The sequence below is a fragment of the Kluyvera sp. EC_51 genome, from assembly GCF_019584505.1.
In the GTDB taxonomy this organism is placed as follows: Bacteria; Pseudomonadota; Gammaproteobacteria; order Enterobacterales; family Enterobacteriaceae; genus Kluyvera; species Kluyvera sichuanensis.
Genome location: NZ_VDAG01000010.1, coordinates 190,000 through 209,588 on the forward strand (window position 1 = coordinate 190,000; position 19,589 = coordinate 209,588).

Consider the following 19,589-nt stretch of genomic DNA (forward strand, 5'->3'; position numbering starts at 1 on the left):
TATGCGGCGACTGGTGATGATCGGCAACGGGATGGCGGCGACCCGGCTAGCGGAAATGCTGGTGACGAACGCGCCGGGAGCGTTTGCGATAACCCTTATTGGCGACGAGCCGCATCCGGCCTACAGCCGCATTCAGCTCTCTCCGGTGCTGGGTGGGGAAAAGGATTTTAGCCAGACGCTGCTGCAGCCGGCGCAGTGGTACCGCGACCATCACATCACGCTGTGCCTCGGTGAAACGGTGCAGGCAGTTGACGTGCAGGCACGCCGGGCGACCACCACCCAGCGTGAACTGGAGTGGGATGAATTAGTGTTCACCTGCGGTTCACAGGCCTTCCTGCCGCCGCTGCCGGGCATCGACCTGCCGCACGTTTTTGCCTTTCGCACCCTGGCAGACGTGGAAGCCATTCTCGCGACGCCGGGCGATGCGGTGGTGATTGGCGGCGGGGTGCTGGGGGTAGAAGCCGCCGCCGCGCTGCGTTTAAGAGGTGACAATGTCACTTTAGTTCATCGCAGTGGACGATTGATGGAGCAGCAGTTAGACGAGATGGCGGGCGAGCTATTGACCCAGCGATTAACCGAACGTGGCATCGACTGCGAACTGAGCGCCGGTATCACGGAGATTACGCCGAACGCGGTGGTGTTAAACACCGGGCGTGCCATTCCGGCAACCCGTGTGGTGATGGCAACCGGCGTACGTCCCAATATCGCGCTGGCGCAGCGGGCAGGTATTCCCTGCCAGCGCGGCATTGTGGTTAACCGCCAACTGGAAACGGGCATCCCCGGCGTCAGCGCTATTGGGGAATGCTGCGAGATTGATGGACAAACCTTCGGCCTCGTCGCGCCCTGCATGCAACAGGCGGACGTGCTGGCAGCAAGGCTTTGCGGTAACCCGCGGGCCGATTTCCACTGGCAGGATCGCGGCACCCGCCTGAAGGTGACCGGCATCGACCTGTTCAGCGCCGGGCGGGTTCAGCCCATCGACGGGGATAGCCAGTGGTCCTCCTATGACCCGCAGACTGGGCACTATCGGCGACTGCTGGTGGCTAACGGCCAGTTGGCCGGCGTGCTGCTGCTTGGCGACTGCACCAGCGCTGCCGTCTTTACCGATTTATTGCATACCGTCCAGCCCGCGCAGGCGAGCTGGATTTTCGACCCCTTTACCACGCAGCCGTCGGCTGCAGGAACGCAAACCATGACAAAACCAACATTAGCGGTCGTCGGGCACGGGATGGTCGGCCACCATTTTCTTGAGCAGTGTGTCAGCCACCAGTTGCACGAACAGTATCAGATTGTGGTACTGGGCGAAGAGCGCTATGCCGCCTACGACCGGGTGCATCTGTCGGAATATTTTGCCGGCCGCAGCGCGCAGTCGCTCTCAATGGTGGCGGGTGATTTCTTTGCTGATAACGGCATTGAGCTGCGCTTGTCGCAGCCGGTAGCGGAAATTGACCGCGAAGCCAGGATTATTCGCGACGCTGAGGGACATGAACTGCACTGGGATAAGCTGGTGCTCGCCACTGGCTCATACCCGTTCGTGCCGCCCATCCCCGGCAACACGCTGCCTGGCTGCTTTGTCTACCGTACGCTGGACGATCTTGATGCGATTGCCGCCTGTGCCAAAACCGCGAGCCGAGGCGTGGTGATCGGCGGCGGCCTGCTGGGACTAGAGGCGGCAAACGCGCTGCGTCAGCTGGGGCTGGAAACCCACGTGGTGGAGTTCGCGCCGAATCTGATGGCAGTGCAGCTGGATAACGGCGGTGCCGCCATGCTGCGGGAGAAAATTACTGCGCTTGGCGTAAGCGTACACACCAGTAAAGCCACTACGGAAATTCGCCAGACGGAAGAAGGACTCACGCTGCAGTTTGCCGACGGTGAATGTCTGACTACGGATATGGTGGTGTTCTCGGCGGGTATTCGCCCGCAGGACGCACTGGCGCGGAGCAGCGGCATCCGCCTGGGTGAGCGCGGCGGTATCGCCATTGATAACCAGTGCCGCACTTCCGATAGCGATATCTTTGCCATTGGTGAATGCGCGCTGTGGGATAACAAAATCTATGGTCTGGTGGCCCCAGGCTATCAGATGGCGCGGGTGGCCGCCGGAGCGCTGGCGGGTGAAACGAGCGAGTTTACCGGGGCGGATATGAGCACCAAGCTCAAGCTGCTCGGCGTCGATGTGGCTTCATTTGGCGACGCGCACGGGCGCACCGCCGGAAGTCAGAGCTATCAATGGGTTCACGGCCCGGAGCAAATCTATAAGAAGATTGTGGTCAGCGCCGACGGCAAAACGCTGCTCGGCGGCGTGCTGGTGGGGGATGCCAGCGACTACGCCACGCTGCTGCAAATGATGCTCAACGATATCGCGCTGCCGCCGCACCCGGAATCGCTGATCCTGCCCGCGCTGGAAGGCAGTGCGCCGAAAGCGCTTGGCGTGGCGGCGCTGCCGGACAGCGCGCAAATCTGCTCCTGCCACAACGTCAGCAAAGGCGATATCTGCCATGCGGTGAGCAACGGCGCTACCGAGATGGGGGCAATAAAAAGCTGCACCAAAGCGGCTACCGGCTGCGGCGGTTGTAGCGCGCTGGTCAAACAGGTGATGGAGTATCAGCTGGCGCAGCAGGGCGTGGAGGTGAAAAAAGACATCTGCGAACACTTCCCGTATTCGCGCCAGGAGATCTATCACCTGGTACGCGTGAACCGCATTCACACCTTTGAACAGCTGATTGCCCGCTACGGCCACGGCGACGGCTGCGAAATCTGCAAGCCGCTGGTGGGGTCAGTGCTGGCCTCTTGCTGGAATGAATACCTGCTGAAGCCCGCGCATTTGCCCCTGCAGGACACCAACGACCGCTACTTTGCCAACATCCAGAAAGACGGCACCTATTCCGTGGTGCCACGCATGCCGGCCGGTGAAGTCACGCCGGACGGGTTGATTGCCATCGGGCAGATAGCCAAACGCTATGCACTTTACAGCAAGATTACCGGCGGCCAGCGTATTGACCTGTTTGGCGCGCGGCTGGAGCAGCTTCCGGCTATCTGGCAAGCGCTGGTGGAGGCCGGTTTTGAGACCGGACATGCCTACGGCAAGTCACTGCGTACGGTGAAGTCCTGCGTGGGGTCAACCTGGTGCCGTTACGGGGTGCAGGATTCCACCGGGCTGGCGGTAACCCTGGAGCATCGCTACAAAGGGTTGCGTGCGCCGCATAAAATTAAAATGGCGGTCTCCGGCTGTACCCGCGAGTGCGCGGAAGCGCAGGGCAAAGACGTGGGGGTGATTGCTACCGACAAGGGCTGGAACCTCTATCTGTGCGGTAACGGCGGGATGAAGCCGCGTCATGCGGATCTGTTCGCCAGCGACCTCGACGACGCGACGCTGCTGCGCACCATCGACCGTTTTTTGATGTTCTATATCCGTACCGCCGACCGTCTGCAGCGCACCAGCACCTGGATGGATAATCTGGAAGGCGGGCTGGAATATCTGCGCAGCGTGATCCTCGACGATTCGCTGGGTATTGGCGAGGAGCTGGAGCAGGAGATGGCGCGCGTTATCGACAGCTACCAGTGCGAATGGCAGACCACCCTGAACGATCCGCAGCGGCTGACGCTGTTCCGCTCGTTTGTTAACAGCGATATGCCGGACGAAGCGGTGCAGCGTGAAACCGTGCGTGGGCAGCCGCAGTTGGCGCCGGTTACCGTGACGCCGGTGCTGGCGGGTAGCCGTCGTCCGTGGCAGGCGGTCTGTACGCTGGAAGAGATCCCCGCGCAGGCCGGGATTGGCGCGCGGTTAGGCGAGATGCAGATTGCACTATTCCGCCTCAACGGCCACGTCTATGCGCTGGATAATCAGGAGCCCGGCAGCCAGGCTAACGTCCTGTCGCGCGGCTTGTTGGGTGACGCCAGCGGCGAACCTATCGTCATTTCGCCGCTTTACAAACAGCGTATTCGTCTGCGCGATGGCCGCCATCCTGACAGCGGCGAGCCGGTGGTGCGCGCCTGGCCGGTTAAGGTTGAAGACGGCAAAGTGTGGGTCAGTAGCCAGGAACTGGTGATGCGCGCGGAGGCTTCATGACTGAAACCCGAACAACATGTCCTTACTGCGGCGTTGGCTGTGGGGTGCTGGCCACGGTGATTGACGGCGCGGTCAGCGTGCGGGGCGATGACGCCCACCCGGCAAACTTTGGTCGCCTGTGCGTGAAGGGCTCTGCGCTCGGCGAAACCACCGGTCTGGAGGGGCGTTTGTTGCAACCGTCGGTGGACGGCCATGATGTCAGTTGGGAGCAGGCGCTGGATGCTGCCGGTGAACGTCTACAGGCGATTATCGCCGAGCACGGCCCGCAGGCGGTGGCGTTTTATGCCTCCGGGCAACTGCTGACCGAGGACTATTACGCTGCCAATAAACTGATGAAAGGCTTTATCGGTGCGGCGAATATTGATACCAACTCGCGGCTGTGTATGTCGTCAGCGGTCACCGGCTATAAACGCGCGTGGGGCGCCGATGTGGTGCCGTGCAGCTATGAGGACGTAGAGCGCAGCGACCTGGTGGTGTTGGTCGGTTCTAACGCGGCCTGGGCGCACCCGGTGCTCTATCAGCGACTGGTGCAGGCGAAGCAGCAAAACCCGCAGATGAAGGTGGTGGTCATCGACCCGCGTCGTACTGCCACCTGCGATATTGCCGACCGCCATCTGGCGATTGCCCCCGGCACGGATGCCGGGCTATTTGTTGGGCTGCTGAACGCCATCGTCAAACGCGGCGGAGGCGTGGATGATTTTGCCGATGCGCCCGCCGCGCGGGAGGCGGCGCAATCCTGGGGCGTCGAACGTGTGGCGGCATTTTGCGGGCTGCCGCCCGCGGAGGTCGCTGCGTTTTATCAGGACTTTATTGCCGCCCCGAAGGCCATCACGCTCTACACCATGGGCATTAACCAATCCTCCAGCGGCAGCGACAAATGCAACGCCATCATTAACGTTCACCTTGCCAGCGGCAAATTTGGCCGTGAAGGCTGCGGCCCCTTTTCGCTGACCGGGCAGCCGAATGCGATGGGTGGGCGTGAAGTGGGCGGGCTGGCAACGATGCTGGCGGCGCATATGAACTTCGAACCCGCCGACGTCGCGAGGGTGGCGCGTTTCTGGGGCACCGAGCGGCTGGCGCAAACGCCGGGGCTGATGGCGGTGGATCTCTTCGCGGCTATCGGGCGCGGTGAGGTGAAAGCGGTGTGGATCATGGGCACCAATCCGGCGGTGTCACTGCCGGACAGCCACGCGGTAAGCCAGGCGCTGAAGCGCTGCCCGCTGGTGATTGTCTCTGAAATTGCTGCACAGACGGAAACCTCGCAGTACGCGCATATTCGCTTCCCGGCGCTGGGCTGGGGGGAAAAAAACGGTACCGTGACCAACTCTGAGCGGCGTATTTCGCGCCAGCGGGCGTTTCTGCCCGCCCCCGGTGAGGCGCGGGCCGACTGGTGGATCATCGCTCGTGTCGCCGAGCGTCTGGGCTTCGGCGCGGCGTTTGCCTGGCAGCACCCGCATGAGGTTTTTAGTGAACACGCCGCGCTCTCCGGCTTTGAAAATAACGGCCAGCGGGCGTTTGATATCAGCGGGCTTGCCGAATTAAGCCGTGAGGCGTGGGATGAACTTGCGCCGGTGCGCTGGCCAGTCAGCCGTCGCAACGTCACGTTGGATCTGCATCGTGGCTGGCATAGCGACGGGCGGCTGCGGATGGTGCCGGTCACGCCGCGTGGTATGCAGGCGCAGACGCAGCCGCTCTATCCGCTGATCCTCAACAGCGGGAGGATCCGCGACCAGTGGCACACTATGACTCGCACCGGTAGCGTGCCGCGCCTGATGCAGCATATCGCGCAGCCGATAGTGGAAGTTTCGCCGCAGGATGCCGCGCACTTTGTGTTGTTGCCCGGCAGTTTAGCGCGCATCAGTTCGCCGCATGGCGTGATGGTGGCGAAGGTGGTGGTGACGGAGAATCAGCGCCGTGGCTCGCTGTTTACGCCAATGCACTGGAATGACTGCTTTGCCCGTCAGGGGAAGGTGAACGGGCTGGTGGCCTCGGTGGTCGACCCGCACTCCGGGCAGCCGGAAAGTAAGCAGACCGCCGTGCGCATCGCGCCGTGGCAGCCGTTATGGCAGGGGGAACTCTACTCCCGCAGCGAAGTGCCGCTGCCGGGGCATCTGCACTGGTGGCGTAAAGCCGCACCGGGACTGCACCATGTCACCCTCTGCGGCGATCGTCTGGTGCAACACGAGATGCTGGCTTGGTGTCAGCAGCAGGGCTGGCAGGTGCAACTCGCCAATGCTGGTGAGATCTGGCATCTACTGGCATGGCTGGACGGACGTTTGATGCTCGGCTTCTGGAGCGGTGATGCGCTACCGGAAGTGGACGATGCATTAGTGTGCCGGGCGTTTAATGAGGCGCCGCAGACGCTGGCGGCGCGTCATGCGCTGCTGAGTGGCCAGGATCTGGCGCGCCCAGCGGTGGGGAAAATTGTTTGCAGCTGTTTCAGCGTTGGCGAAAAAACCATCCTCGAAGCGATTGAAAAACAGGGCTGCCGCACGGCGGGCGAGTTGGGCGAACGGTTGAAATGCGGCACCAACTGCGGATCCTGCATACCGGAGTTAAAGGCACTGCTCGCCAGCACGGCAATGAAGGTGACGATTTTATGACCTTCAGGCAATTCTTATAAGCGGCTACGAAGGCTGAACCCTGCCCGCAAAGGCGCTAGACTAATGACTTTGGGGCTGAATTTTTCAGCCTGCATTGAAGCTGGCTATGGGGTTGCGGTTTTGTCTTTGCGTTTTTACTCGTCATTTTTCGTGTTGCTGGCGTTGACCGGCGGGAGCGCGCGTGCGCTGACGTCGTTTGTCGAAGAGGCGGAACATCCCTTCGATAATCAGGCCGATAGCCTGCCGGATCTGAGTATCGCCCCGGAAAATCATGATGCGGAGAAACACTTTGCCGAGATGGTGAAGGCCTTCGGCGAAGCCAGCATGACTGACAACGGGTTGGATACCGGCGAGCAGGCGCGGCTATTTGCCATGACGCAGCTACAGGACAAGGTTAACGGCCAGATGAACCAGCAGCTCGAAAGCTGGCTATCTCCCTGGGGCAATACCAATATTCAGCTGCTGGTGGATGAACAAGGCAAAATGACCGGCAGCCACGGAAGCTGGTTTGTTCCACTACAGGACAACATGCAGTATCTCACCTGGAGCCAGCTTGGCCTGACGCAGCATGACGAAGGGCTGGTGGGTAATCTGGGGCTGGGGCAGCGCTGGGTCGCCGGGCAGTGGCTGCTTGGCTACAACACTTTTTATGACAGCCTGCTCGATGCCCATCTCAATCGCGGCGGGCTTGGCGCGGAAGCATGGGGCGAGAACCTGCGTTTTTCGGCGAACTACTACTATCCGCTGCACGGCTGGCAAAACAGCGGCACCACGCTACAACAACGCATGGCGCGCGGTTATGACCTGACCGCGCAGGCATGGATCCCGGCCTACAATCACATCAATACCAGCCTCAGCGTCGAGCAGTATTTCGGCGACAGCGTCGATCTGTTTCGTAGCGGCACGGGCTACCGTAACCCGGTCGCGGTCTCACTGGGCCTGAACTACACCCCGGTGCCGTTATTCACCTTCAGTGCCCAGCACAAGCAGGGGGAGAGCGGGGTGAATCAGAACAACCTCGGCATGAAGGTCAACTACCGCTTTGGCGTGCCGCTGAAGAAGCAGCTTGCCGCCGATGAGGTGGCGCAGACCCGAACGCTACGCGGCAGCCGCTACGATGCACCGGAGCGTAACAACCAGCCGGTGATGGAGTTTCGTCAGCGCAAAAGTCTGAGCGTCTATCTCGCCACCCCGCCGTGGGATCTCACGGGCTACGAGACGGTGGCGCTGAAAATTCAGGTGCACGACGAGTATGGGATCAAATCCATCAGCTGGCAGGGCGATACCGAAGCCTTAAGCCTGACGCCGCCAGCCGCGGGCAATAGCACCGATGGCTGGAGCATTATCATGCCGGCCTGGGATCCGACGGAGGGGGCCAGCAATATCTGGCATCTGTCGGTGGTGGTGGAAGATGGTAAGGGGCAGCGCGTCACCTCGAATGAGATAACGCTGGCGTTGACCGAGCCTGTCGTCAGCTTTGCCCCGCAGGGCAATAGCTGGTTGGACATGGCGCCGTAACGGCGATTCTCAGAAAATACGTTCCTGGTGCACCCATACGGCGGCTTCGACGCGGGATTTCAGCTTCATTTTCTTCAGCATGTGCTTCACGTGAACCTTCACGGTGCTTTCCGTAATATCCAGACGGCGGGCAATCATCTTGTTTGGCAGGCCCTGAGCAATCAGCTTGAGAATATCGCGCTCGCGCGGGGTTAACTGGTTGATGTCGCGGTCAGAGGTGGCGCGGTTGGCGCGCAGGCTGGCGGCCAGCACCGGCGTTAACGCTTCACTTAACACCATCTCACCGGCGGCAGCCTGTTGCAGGGCTTTCAGCAGATCTTCCGGCTCCATATCTTTCAGCAGATAGCCGTCGGCACCGCGTTTGAGTGCGGTGACCACGTCTTCTTCGTGGTTGGACACGCTGAATACCACCACACGGCCAGAGAGAGATTTCTCACGCAGCTTGTCGAGGGTTTCCAGACCGTTCATGCCGGGCATATTGAGATCGAGCAGGATCAGATCGGGATCGAGCGTTTCTGCCAGTTCAATACCTTGTTCACCGTTGCTGGCCTCGCCTACGACCTGAATATCTGATGCCATACTGACCAGCTGTTTGACGCCGGTACGCAGCATAGGATGATCGTCAATTAACAGGATAGTAGCCCGTTCCTGATTACTCATGGGTATCTCCTTGGGGAGTAGAAAGCGATTGTTCGGGGACAAACGTAACCACGACTTCGGTGCCGCCGCTTTCACGACGACGAACCTGGCAATCGCCACGCAGGCTTTGTGCGCGGTCACGCATAATAATAAGGCCATAATGGTTGCTGCGTTCAGCATGTAGCGGAACGCCACAGCCGTTATCAGCCACCACCAGTTTGACCTGGTTGTTTTGTTGGGTAACGCTGACTTTCACTTCTGTCGCCTGCGAGTGCTTAAGCGCGTTGCTTAAGGCCTCGCGGGCAATCTGTAGCAGGTGAATCGCTTGATGCGACGGCACGTAGCGCGGCGGCAGTTGGTAGTCGAGCTGCACCGGGAAGCCGAAATGGCTGCTGTACTCCTGGCAGCTGTCCTCCAGCGCCGGGCGCAGGCCGGACTCGGTCAGCTTCAGGCGGAAGGTGGTCAGCAGTTCGCGCAGCTGCGCCCATGAGGTGTTGAGTTCATTACGCACCTGGCTCAACAGCTCGCGGCTTTCAGGGGACGACTGCTCTTTTTGCATCATCTGCAGACAGCTGACCTGCATCTTCATACAGGAGAGCGACTGGGCGATGGAGTCGTGAAGCTCGCGGGCAATCGTTGAACGTTCTTCCATTACAATTAGCTGCTGCTGGCGCTCCAGCTGTTTGTCCAGCGCCAGCGTCGAGGTGATTTGCTCGAGTAGGGTATCAACCAATTGCTGCTGATCGTGGCTTAGCTCACGGCCGTGCGGCAGGGTTGCCAGCAGGATGCCGTACTGGTTGCGTGGGTCGGTCAGCCGCCATTTCAGCGTGATGCCGTCGTGGGCTGCGGTATCGACGTCACGTGGGCAGAGGTAACAGCCTCGGTCGTCGCACTCCCAGCCGGAGTGGCAGCTAAATTCCTGATGGTTATCTTCATCTTCGGTATCGTAAACCCGGACTTCAATTTCCCGCAGCGGGGTCAGTTCCTGAAGGCCGTTCAGCACCGGAGAGATGCGTTCGCACAGCGGCGCGTTGGAATGCAGGCGGCGGTTAGCCTGCCACAGGAAGGAGAGAATGGCATTTTTCTGCTCCAGCCCGGCGGTTTTCTCCTGCACGCGACGCTCCAGCGAGGCGTAGCTTTCCGCCAGCTCAGCGGACATATTATTCAGTGACATGCCAAGGGTGGCCATTTCGTTGCGACCGCTGATTTGCGCGCGATGGGTAAAATCGCGGTGGCTGATGGCTTCGGCCATGCGCAGCAGCTGCCGCCATGGATGCAGTAGGCGGGTGCGCAGCCAGAAAACGGTAAAGATCAGCAGTACCGCCATGAAAAAGGCCAATAGCCGGTGCATCCACACCACGTGAGAGATGCGCTGTTCGGTGGTGTGATCGAAGACGGTGACCAGTTGGTCAATGCGGTTAACAAAGCCGGCAAGATCGGCGGCGATATCGTCCGGGTTTTTCGCCTCACTAATATCTGGCGCCAGATGTTTTAGCCAGTACTGCTGAAGTTCGTGAAGCTGCTGGACCTGGCCATCGCGCTCGGCGGCCAGCTGTAATTCCGGACTGAAAACCGTTTTTTGCATCTCAGCGAATAGCGGCTCGTCGTTCTTATCCACCGGAATCGCGGCCAGAAGACGGTAGCTCTGCATACGCAGCGAACCCGCCTGGTTAATCGCGTGAGCGCTGCCCTGGACGCCGTTCACCAGACGTGCAGAAATCATCATACTCGCCACACCGATAAGGGTGGACAGCAGTACGATGAGGGCCAGTTGATTCACCAGCGTGAGTGGTGTAAAAAAACGTCTAAACATGGTGCGATACGGCTCCTGGCGGAAGACTTTCCGGTGAGTGGCGTTATTTTCGACTATCGCCTGGAGTATACCCATACCCCTAAAGGATTACTCCTTTATTTCCATAATAGCTGAGGTGTCTGGGGTAGAGGGGTACAAGCGTAACAGCCACGTGATAAAACAGGTTTTTTTATCAATAAAAGTCTACCCATAAAGGGTGATGATGTTTTTTTAAACAAGATAATGTCAACTTTTCCTTTGATTTATATCAACTTACCGCGCGGTGTAAACCCTAATGTGGCAAGGGTTGATATTAATAATCAGAGGTGTCTATGAGTCACTCCACTGCCCCGGAAAGGGCAACCGGCGCTGTCATTACCGACTGGCGACCGGAAGATCCGGCGTTCTGGCAAGAGCGCGGCCATCGCGTTGCAAGCCGGAACCTGTGGATTTCCGTTCCATGTTTACTGCTGGCTTTCTGCGTATGGATGCTGTTCAGCGCAGTTGCCGTTAATTTACCAAAGGTGGGCTTCCAGTTTACAACCGATCAGCTGTTCATGCTGACCGCGTTACCTTCCGTTTCTGGCGCACTGCTGCGCGTACCGTATTCCTTTATGGTACCGCTGGTGGGTGGCCGTCGCTGGACGGCGTTCAGCACCGGGATCCTTATCATTCCTTGCTTATGGCTGGGCTTTGCCGTTCAGGACACCTCCACGCCGTTTAGCACCTTTATCATTATCTCTCTGCTGTGCGGTTTCGCGGGTGCAAACTTTGCGTCCAGCATGGCGAACATCAGCTTCTTCTTCCCGAAACAGAAGCAGGGCGGTGCGCTTGGCCTTAACGGCGGCCTCGGCAATATGGGCGTGAGCGTGATGCAGCTGGTGGCTCCACTGGCGGTTTCTCTCTCCATCTTCGCCGTATTTGGTAGCCATGGCGTGACGCAGCCGGACGGTAGCGAGCTGTATCTGGCAAACGCGGCGTGGATCTGGGTACCGTTCCTGGCCATCTTCACCGTGGCAGCCTGGTTTGGCATGAACGAACTGGCCACGTCTAAGGCGTCGCTGAAAGAGCAGCTGCCGGTACTGAAACGTGGTCACCTGTGGATCATGAGCCTGTTGTATCTGGCGACCTTCGGCTCGTTTATCGGCTTCTCCGCCGGTTTTGCGATGCTGTCGAAAACCCAGTTCCCGGAAATTCAAATCCTGCACTACGCCTTCTTCGGTCCGTTTATCGGCGCGCTGGCACGTTCTGCCGGTGGGGCTATTTCCGACCGTCTGGGCGGGACGCGCGTGACGCTGATTAACTTTATCCTGATGGCGGTATTCAGTGCGCTGCTGTTCATGACCCTGCCAACCAACGGTGAAGGCGGCAGCTTCATTGCCTTCTATGTGGTTTTCCTGGCGCTGTTCCTGACGGCTGGGCTGGGTAGCGGTTCCACCTTCCAGATGATTTCCGTTATCTTCCGTAAGTTGACGATGGATCGCGTGAAAGCAGAGGGCGGTTCCGACGAGAAAGCAATGCGTGAAGCCGCGACCGATACGGCGGCAGCGCTGGGCTTTATCTCAGCGATTGGCGCTATCGGCGGCTTCTTTATTCCGAAAGCGTTCGGGACGTCGCTGGATTTAACCGGCTCACCGGCGGGCGCGATGAAAGTGTTCCTCGTGTTCTATATTGTCTGCGTCGTGGTGACCTGGGCGGTATACGGTCGTAAAGCGAAAAAATAACGGCTGACGTTATTTCTGCAATAAAGGCGCGAAATCTCGCGCCTTTATTTTATCGCTACTTAGTTACAACATACTTTTGCTGTTTTACGTGCTGTTGGCATCGTGCCCGGGTGGCAAAGCGTCCAGCAGGAATGGCTCTACCCCTTAATACCGCCAGGGCTAAATTTTACATATTTAAATATGCACTTTTAATCAAAAATCTTTAAATTTCAAGTATATAAAAAATAAGAATACATACCCCATTGGTGGTATGTGGCTTTTTTGCTGCGTTTGTTAAGCCGTGCCGCCTTGATCGTTATCAATTCCCTTCATCTTTCAGCGCGTTAACTTCGCTGCAAATTCAGCAATGTCGATTTATCAGAGAGCCGTGAGGCTCCAAACAGGAGAGACCCGATGAGTAAATTCCTGGACCGGTTTCGCTACTTTAAACAAAAGGGTGAAACATTTGCCGATGGGCACGGACAGATTCTAGATACCAACCGGGATTGGGAAGATGGATACCGCCAGCGTTGGCAGCATGATAAGGTCGTTCGTTCTACGCACGGCGTAAACTGCACTGGCTCCTGCAGCTGGAAAATTTATGTCAAAAACGGTCTGGTCACCTGGGAAACCCAGCAGACTGACTATCCGCGCACCCGTCCTGATCTGCCAAACCACGAACCTCGCGGCTGTCCGCGTGGGGCGAGCTATTCCTGGTACCTCTATAGCGCCAACCGTCTGAAATATCCGCTGATGCGCAAACGCCTGATGAAAATGTGGCGTGAGGCGAAAAAACTGCACAGCGATCCGGTTGATGCCTGGGCATCCATTATTGAAGATGCCGATAAAGCGAAAAGCTTCAAACAAGCACGTGGTCGCGGCGGCTTCGTTCGCTCCTCCTGGCAGGAAGTGAACGAACTGATTGCGGCGTCTAACGTTTACACCGTGAAAACCTACGGCCCAGACCGTGTAGCAGGCTTCTCGCCAATTCCGGCGATGTCGATGGTCTCCTACGCTTCCGGTGCACGTTATCTCTCCCTGATTGGCGGCACCTGCCTGAGCTTCTACGACTGGTACTGTGACCTGCCGCCTGCCTCTCCGCAGACCTGGGGCGAACAGACCGACGTACCGGAATCCGCTGACTGGTATAACTCCAGCTACATCCTCGCCTGGGGTTCCAACGTTCCGCAGACCCGTACCCCGGACGCGCACTTCTTCACCGAAGTTCGCTATAAAGGCACCAAAACCGTTGCTATCACGCCGGACTACGCTGAAATCGCTAAGCTGTGCGACCTGTGGTTAGCACCGAAACAGGGTACCGATGCGGCCATGGCGCTGGCCATGGGCCACGTGATGCTGCGTGAATTCCACCTCGACAAACCGAGCCAGTACTTCACCGACTACGTTCGCCGCTACACCGACTTCCCGATGCTGGTGATGCTGGAAGAGCGCGAAGGTTATTACGCTGCGGGCCGTATGCTGCGTGCTGCTGATCTGGTTGACGCTTTGGGCCAGGAAAATAACCCAGAGTGGAAAACCGTTGCCATCAATACCGATGGCGAGATGGTGGCACCGAATGGTTCTATCGGTTTCCGTTGGGGCGAAAAAGGTAAATGGAACCTTGAGCAACGTGACGGCAAATCCGGTGATGAAACCGAACTGCAGCTGAGCCTTCTGGGTAGCCACGATGAGATTGCTCAGGTGGGCTTCCCTTACTTTGGTGGTGAAGGCACCGAGCACTTCACCAGCGTCGAGCTTGAAAACATTCTGCTGCACAAACTGCCGGTGAAACGTCTGCAACTTGCCGACGGCACGACCGCGCTGGTGACCACCGTTTACGATCTGAACATGGCTAACTACGGCCTGGATCGCGGTCTGAACGATGAAAACTGTGCAACCAGCTACGATGATATCAAGGCATATACCCCGGCGTGGGCTGAGAAAATTACCGGTGTTCCACGTGCGCAGATTATTCGTATTGCGCGTGAGTTTGCCGATAACGCCGATAAAACGCACGGTCGTTCAATGATCATCGTCGGTGCCGGCCTTAACCACTGGTATCACCTCGATATGAACTATCGTGGCCTGATTAATATGCTGGTGTTCTGCGGTTGTATCGGCCAGAGCGGCGGCGGTTGGGCCCACTATGTCGGCCAGGAAAAACTGCGTCCGCAGACCGGTTGGCAGCCACTGGCATTCGGTCTTGACTGGCAGCGTCCAGCGCGCCACATGAACAGTACTTCCTACTTCTATAACCACTCCAGCCAATGGCGTTATGAGTCGGTTACCGCGCAGGAACTGCTGTCGCCGATGGCGGATAAATCTCGCTACACCGGCCATCTGCTGGACTTCAACGTCCGTGCAGAACGTATGGGCTGGCTGCCGTCTGCACCGCAATTAGGCACAAACCCACTGCGTATTGTTGATGATGCGAAGAAAGCCGGGATGGATCCGGTGGATTACACCGTTAAGGCGCTGAAAGAAGGTTCCATTCGTTTCGCGGCTGAACAGCCGGAAAACGGTAAAAACCACCCGCGTAACCTGTTCATCTGGCGTTCTAACCTGCTGGGCTCTTCCGGTAAGGGTCATGAATACATGCTGAAATACCTGCTGGGTACCGAACACGGTATTCAGGGGATGGATCTGGGCAAGCAGGGCGGTCTGAAGCCGGAAGAAGTGGAATGGCAGGACAACGGTCTCGACGGTAAATTGGATCTGGTGGTGACGCTGGACTTCCGTCTGTCGAGCACCTGCCTGTATTCCGATATCGTGCTGCCAACGGCAACCTGGTATGAAAAAGACGACATGAATACCTCGGATATGCATCCGTTTATTCACCCGCTGTCTGCTGCTGTCGACCCAGCATGGGAGTCGAAAAGCGACTGGGAAATCTACAAAGGCATCGCGAAGAAATTCTCTGAAGTCTGCGTGGGTCACCTCGGCCAGGAAACGGACATTGTTACGCTGCCAATCCAGCACGACTCTGCGGCCGAACTCGCACAGCCGTTAGACGTGAAGGACTGGAAAAAAGGCGAATGTGACCTGATCCCAGCTAAAACTGCACCGCACATTATCCCGGTTCAACGTGATTATCCGGCAACCTACGAGCGCTTTACCTCCATCGGGCCATTGATGGAAAAAATCGGTAACGGCGGTAAAGGGATTGCCTGGAACACCCAGAGCGAAATGGATCTGCTGCGTAAGCTCAACTACACCAAAGCAGAAGGCCCGGCGAAAGGCCAGCCGATGCTGGATACGGCGATTGATGCTGCTGAAATGATCCTCACCCTGGCGCCGGAAACCAACGGTCAGGTGGCGGTGAAAGCCTGGGCAGCGCTGAGCGAGTTTACCGGTCGTGACCACACGCACCTGGCCCTCAATAAAGAAGACGAGAAAATTCGCTTCCGTGATATTCAGGCGCAGCCGCGCAAGATTATCTCCAGCCCAACCTGGTCCGGTCTGGAAGACGAACACGTCTCTTACAACGCTGGCTATACCAACGTTCACGAGCTGATTCCATGGCGTACGCTGTCTGGTCGTCAGTCCCTGTATCAGGACCACCAGTGGATGCGTGACTTCGGTGAAAGCCTGCTGGTTTACCGCCCACCTATCGACACCCGTTCGGTGAAAGAGGTGATGGGTAAAAAATCCAACGGTAACCCAGAGAAGGCGCTGAACTTCCTGACTCCGCACCAGAAATGGGGTATTCACTCAACCTACAGCGACAACCTGCTGATGCTGACCTTAGGTCGCGGTGGTCCGGTGGTGTGGATGAGCGAAGAAGATGCCAAAGAGATCGGTATTGAAGATAACGACTGGATTGAAGTCTTCAACAACAACGGTGCGCTGACGGCACGTGCAGTTGTGAGTCAGCGTGTACCGGCTGGGATGACCATGATGTACCACGCGCAAGAACGTATTGTTAACCTGCCAGGTTCAGAAATTACCGGTCAACGCGGTGGTATCCATAACTCAGTGACCCGCATCACGCCGAAACCGACCCATATGATCGGCGGCTATGCGCACCTGGCTTATAGCTTTAACTACTACGGTACCGTGGGTTCGAACCGTGATGAGTTTGTGGTGGTACGTAAGATGAAGAACATTGACTGGTTGGACGGCGAAGGCAATGACCAGGTACAGGAGAGCGTAAAATGAAAATTCGTTCACAAGTCGGCATGGTGCTGAATCTCGATAAATGCATCGGCTGTCATACCTGCTCAGTGACCTGTAAAAACGTCTGGACCAGCCGTGAAGGGACCGAGTACGCATGGTTCAACAACGTTGAAACCAAGCCGGGCACCGGTTTCCCGACCGACTGGGAAGACCAGGAGAAATACAAAGGCGGCTGGATCCGTAAGATCAACGGCAAGCTGGTGCCGCGCATGGGTAACAAAGCGCTGCTGCTGGGTAAAATCTTCGCTAACCCGCATCTGCCGGGCCTGGATGATTACTACGAGCCGTTTGATTTTGACTACCAGACGCTGCACAACGCACCGGCTGATAGCAAGGCACAGCCGATTGCCCGTCCACGCTCGCTGATTACCGGTAAGCGCATGGACAAAATCACCAAGGGTCCGAACTGGGAAGACGACCTCGGCGGTGAATTCGAGAAGCTGTCGAAAGACAAAAACTTCGACAACATGCAGAAGGCAATGTACGGCCAGTTTGAAAACACCTTCATGATGTACCTGCCGCGTCTGTGTGAGCACTGCCTTAACCCGGCATGTGTTGCTACCTGCCCGAGCGGTGCGATTTACAAGCGTGAAGAGGATGGCATCGTACTGATCGATCAGGATAAATGCCGCGGCTGGCGTATGTGCATCACCGGCTGCCCGTACAAAAAAATCTACTTTAACTGGAAGAGCGGCAAGTCTGAAAAATGCATCTTCTGCTACCCGCGTATCGAAGCGGGCCAGCCGACCGTGTGTTCAGAAACCTGTGTAGGCCGTATTCGTTACCTCGGCGTGCTGCTGTATGACGCGGATGCGATTGAAACCGCTGCGAGCACCGAGAACGAGAAAGATCTGTATCAGCGTCAGCTGGACGTGTTCCTCGATCCGAACGATCCGAAGGTCATTGAACAGGCGCAGAAAGACGGTATTCCATTGAGCGTGATTGACGCTGCCCAGAAATCGCCGGTTTATAAAATGGCGATGGACTGGAAGCTGGCGCTGCCGCTGCACCCTGAATACCGTACGCTGCCGATGGTCTGGTACGTGCCGCCGCTGTCACCAATTCAGTCCGCCGCCGATGCGGGTGAACTGGGCAGCAACGGTATTCTGCCGGACGTTGAAAGTCTGCGTATCCCGGTTCAGTACCTGGCTAACCTGCTGACCGCAGGCGACACCCAACCGGTAGTATTGGCGCTGAAACGTATGCTGGCGATGCGTCACTTCAAACGTACGGAAACCGTCGATGGCGTTATCGATACCCGTGCGCTGGAAGAGGTGGGGCTGACCGAAGCACAGGCGCAGGAAATGTACCGCTATCTGGCGATTGCTAACTACGAAGATCGCTTCGTGGTACCAAGCAGTCACCGTGAACAAGCGCGCGAAGCGTTCCCAGAGAAAAACGGTTGTGGCTTTAGCTTCGGCGATGGCTGCCACGGTTCGGACACCAAGTTCAACCTGTTCAACAGCCGCCGTATCGATTCTGTGGACGTGAGCAGCAAAACGGAGCCGCACGCATGATTGAACTCGTGGTGATTTCACGTCTCCTTGAGTACCCGGATGCTGCCTTATGGCAGCATCAAGGCGAACTCTTTGACGTTCTGTCTGAATCAGAAAAACTGGAACCCGCAGATGCTCAGGCCCTGGGCATCTTCCTGCGCGATTTAACCGCGCAGGATCTGCTGGATGCTCAGGCTGCCTATAGCGAACTGTTTGACCGTGGTCGCGCGACGTCGCTGCTGCTGTTCGAACACGTTCACGGCGAATCCCGCGACCGCGGGCAGGCGATGGTCGATCTGCTGAATCAGTACGAGCAGCATGGTTTGGTCCTCGACAGCCGTGAGCTGCCGGATCACCTGCCGCTGTATCTGGAGTATCTGGCGCAGCTGCCAGAGAGCGAAGCGATTGGTGGTCTGCAGGATATCGCGCCGATTATGGCGCTGCTCTGCGCGCGTCTGCAGCAGCGTGAGAGCCGTTATGCGGTGCTGTTTGAACAGTTGCTGAAGCTCGCGAACAGCGCGGTGGATGAAGCGAAAGTGGCGGAAAAAATTGCCGACGAAGCTCGTGATGATACGCCACAGGCGCTGGACGCGGTGTGGGAAGAAGAGCAGGTGAAATTCTTTGCCGACCAGGGCTGCGGTGATTCGGAAATTACCAATCACCAGCGTCGTTTTGCCGGAGCCGTGGCCCCGCAATATTTGAATATCTCTAACGGAGGACAGCAATAATGCACTTCCTGAATATGTTCTTCTTCGACATTTATCCGTACATTGCGGGTTCTGTCTTCCTGATTGGCAGCTGGTTACGCTATGACTACGGTCAGTACACCTGGCGCGCTGCTTCCAGCCAGATGCTGGATCGCAAAGGGATGAACCTGGCGTCTAACCTGTTCCACCTCGGGATCCTGGGCGTGTTCGCCGGTCACTTCCTGGGCATGCTGACTCCACACTGGATGTATGAAGCGTGGCTGCCGCTGGAAGTGAAACAGAAGATGGCGATGTTTGGCGGCGGCGCGGCTGGCTTGATGTGTCTGGTTGGCGGTGTGCTGCTGCTTAAACGCCGTCTGTTCAGCCCACGCGTGCGTGCCACGACGACGGGTGCTGATATTCTGGTGCTGTCCGTTCTGGTCATCCAGTGCGCGCTGGGCCTGCTGACGATTCCGTTCTCCGCGCAGCATATGGACGGTAGTGAGATGATGAAACTGGTGGGCTGGGCGCAGTCCGTAGTGACCTTCCACGGTGGCGCTTCCGCCCATCTGGACGGTGTGGCGTTTATCTACCGTATGCACCTGGTGCTGGGGATGACGCTGTTCCTGCTGTTCCCGTTCTCGCGTCTGGTACACATCTGGAGCGTGCCGGTCGAGTATCTGACCCGCAAGTATCAGATTGTTCGTGCGCGTCATTAATACGGTTCTATGATGCTCTAAACCCCGCTTCGGCGGGGTTTTTTGTTTGTGCGGCCTGAGCTCCCCGGCGGCGCTGCTGTACGACCGGATACATAGGTAACACTTCAGACCGGGAACATAGGTAACACTTTCCTAGTCTATCCGGATAATACTACGGCTTTTCCGGTCATAGTAAGCAAGCGTTATACCGT

The 19,589-nt window shown here is 57.7% G+C and carries 10 protein-coding genes; 8 read left to right on the forward strand and 2 right to left on the reverse strand.

Annotated elements, in window-relative coordinates:
* Position 1: 1 nt before the first annotated feature.
* From nirB to FHC49_RS04490, 3 genes are all read left to right on the forward strand, one after another.
* Positions 2–4,066, forward strand: a complete 4,065-nt coding sequence (nirB, locus tag FHC49_RS04480) for a nitrite reductase large subunit NirB (protein ID WP_220438916.1) — start codon at positions 2–4, stop codon at positions 4,064–4,066.
* Positions 4,063–6,669, forward strand: coding sequence for a nitrate reductase (locus FHC49_RS04485; RefSeq protein WP_220438917.1), 2,607 nt, complete (start codon positions 4,063–4,065; stop codon positions 6,667–6,669). Before nirB ends, FHC49_RS04485 begins: the two co-directional genes overlap by 4 nt.
* Positions 6,670–6,732: 63 nt before the next feature.
* Complete coding sequence (locus FHC49_RS04490; RefSeq protein WP_220438918.1) at positions 6,733–8,187, forward strand: YchO/YchP family invasin; 1,455 nt, start codon at positions 6,733–6,735, stop codon at positions 8,185–8,187.
* Positions 8,188–8,196: 9 nt separating this feature from the next.
* Here the strand turns inward: FHC49_RS04490 and narL are convergent, their stop codons facing one another.
* Both narL and narX read right to left on the reverse strand, forming a co-directional pair.
* Positions 8,197–8,847, reverse strand: coding sequence for a two-component system response regulator NarL (narL, locus tag FHC49_RS04495; RefSeq protein ID WP_035895589.1), 651 nt, complete (start codon positions 8,845–8,847; stop codon positions 8,197–8,199).
* Positions 8,840–10,639 (reverse strand): nitrate/nitrite two-component system sensor histidine kinase NarX, encoded by a 1,800-nt coding sequence (gene narX, locus FHC49_RS04500; RefSeq protein ID WP_220438920.1) that lies wholly within the window; start codon positions 10,637–10,639, stop codon positions 8,840–8,842. The genes narL and narX overlap by 8 nt, the downstream gene beginning before the upstream one ends.
* A gap of 311 nt (positions 10,640–10,950) precedes the next feature.
* Here narX and FHC49_RS04505 point away from each other — a divergent pair, with 311 nt between their 5' ends.
* From FHC49_RS04505 to narI, 5 genes are all read left to right on the forward strand, one after another.
* Positions 10,951–12,342, forward strand: coding sequence for a NarK family nitrate/nitrite MFS transporter (locus FHC49_RS04505; protein WP_220438922.1), 1,392 nt, complete (start codon positions 10,951–10,953; stop codon positions 12,340–12,342).
* A gap of 393 nt (positions 12,343–12,735) precedes the next feature.
* Positions 12,736–16,479, forward strand: coding sequence for a nitrate reductase subunit alpha (locus tag FHC49_RS04510; protein WP_220438924.1), 3,744 nt, complete (start codon positions 12,736–12,738; stop codon positions 16,477–16,479).
* A complete protein-coding gene (gene narH / locus FHC49_RS04515) occupies positions 16,476–18,014 on the forward strand; it encodes a nitrate reductase subunit beta (RefSeq protein WP_185669723.1) in 1,539 nt (512 codons plus the stop codon). Before FHC49_RS04510 ends, narH begins: the two co-directional genes overlap by 4 nt.
* A complete protein-coding gene (gene narJ, locus FHC49_RS04520; RefSeq protein WP_185669724.1) occupies positions 18,011–18,721 on the forward strand; it encodes a nitrate reductase molybdenum cofactor assembly chaperone in 711 nt (236 codons plus the stop codon). Before narH ends, narJ begins: the two co-directional genes overlap by 4 nt.
* Positions 18,721–19,398: a respiratory nitrate reductase subunit gamma gene (gene narI / locus FHC49_RS04525; RefSeq protein WP_035895580.1), complete on the forward strand. Its 678-nt coding sequence runs from the start codon at positions 18,721–18,723 to the stop codon at positions 19,396–19,398. The genes narJ and narI overlap by 1 nt, the downstream gene beginning before the upstream one ends.
* Positions 19,399–19,589 lie beyond the last annotated feature (191 nt).

Bases quoted from the DNA above. Each gene is read 5' to 3' on its own strand.
- nirB (WP_220438916.1), top strand. From the start codon at position 2: ATGCGGCGACTGGTGATGATCGGCAACGGGATGGCGGCGACCCGGCTA.
- FHC49_RS04485 (WP_220438917.1), top strand. From the start codon at position 4,063: ATGACTGAAACCCGAACAACATGTCCTTACTGCGGCGTTGGCTGTGGG.
- FHC49_RS04490 (WP_220438918.1), top strand. From the start codon at position 6,733: ATGACTTTGGGGCTGAATTTTTCAGCCTGCATTGAAGCTGGCTATGGG.
- narL (WP_035895589.1), bottom strand. From the start codon at position 8,847: ATGAGTAATCAGGAACGGGCTACTATCCTGTTAATTGACGATCATCCT.
- narX (WP_220438920.1), bottom strand. From the start codon at position 10,639: ATGTTTAGACGTTTTTTTACACCACTCACGCTGGTGAATCAACTGGCC.
- FHC49_RS04505 (WP_220438922.1), top strand. From the start codon at position 10,951: ATGAGTCACTCCACTGCCCCGGAAAGGGCAACCGGCGCTGTCATTACC.
- FHC49_RS04510 (WP_220438924.1), top strand. From the start codon at position 12,736: ATGAGTAAATTCCTGGACCGGTTTCGCTACTTTAAACAAAAGGGTGAA.
- narH (WP_185669723.1), top strand. From the start codon at position 16,476: ATGAAAATTCGTTCACAAGTCGGCATGGTGCTGAATCTCGATAAATGC.
- narJ (WP_185669724.1), top strand. From the start codon at position 18,011: ATGATTGAACTCGTGGTGATTTCACGTCTCCTTGAGTACCCGGATGCT.
- narI (WP_035895580.1), top strand. From the start codon at position 18,721: ATGCACTTCCTGAATATGTTCTTCTTCGACATTTATCCGTACATTGCG.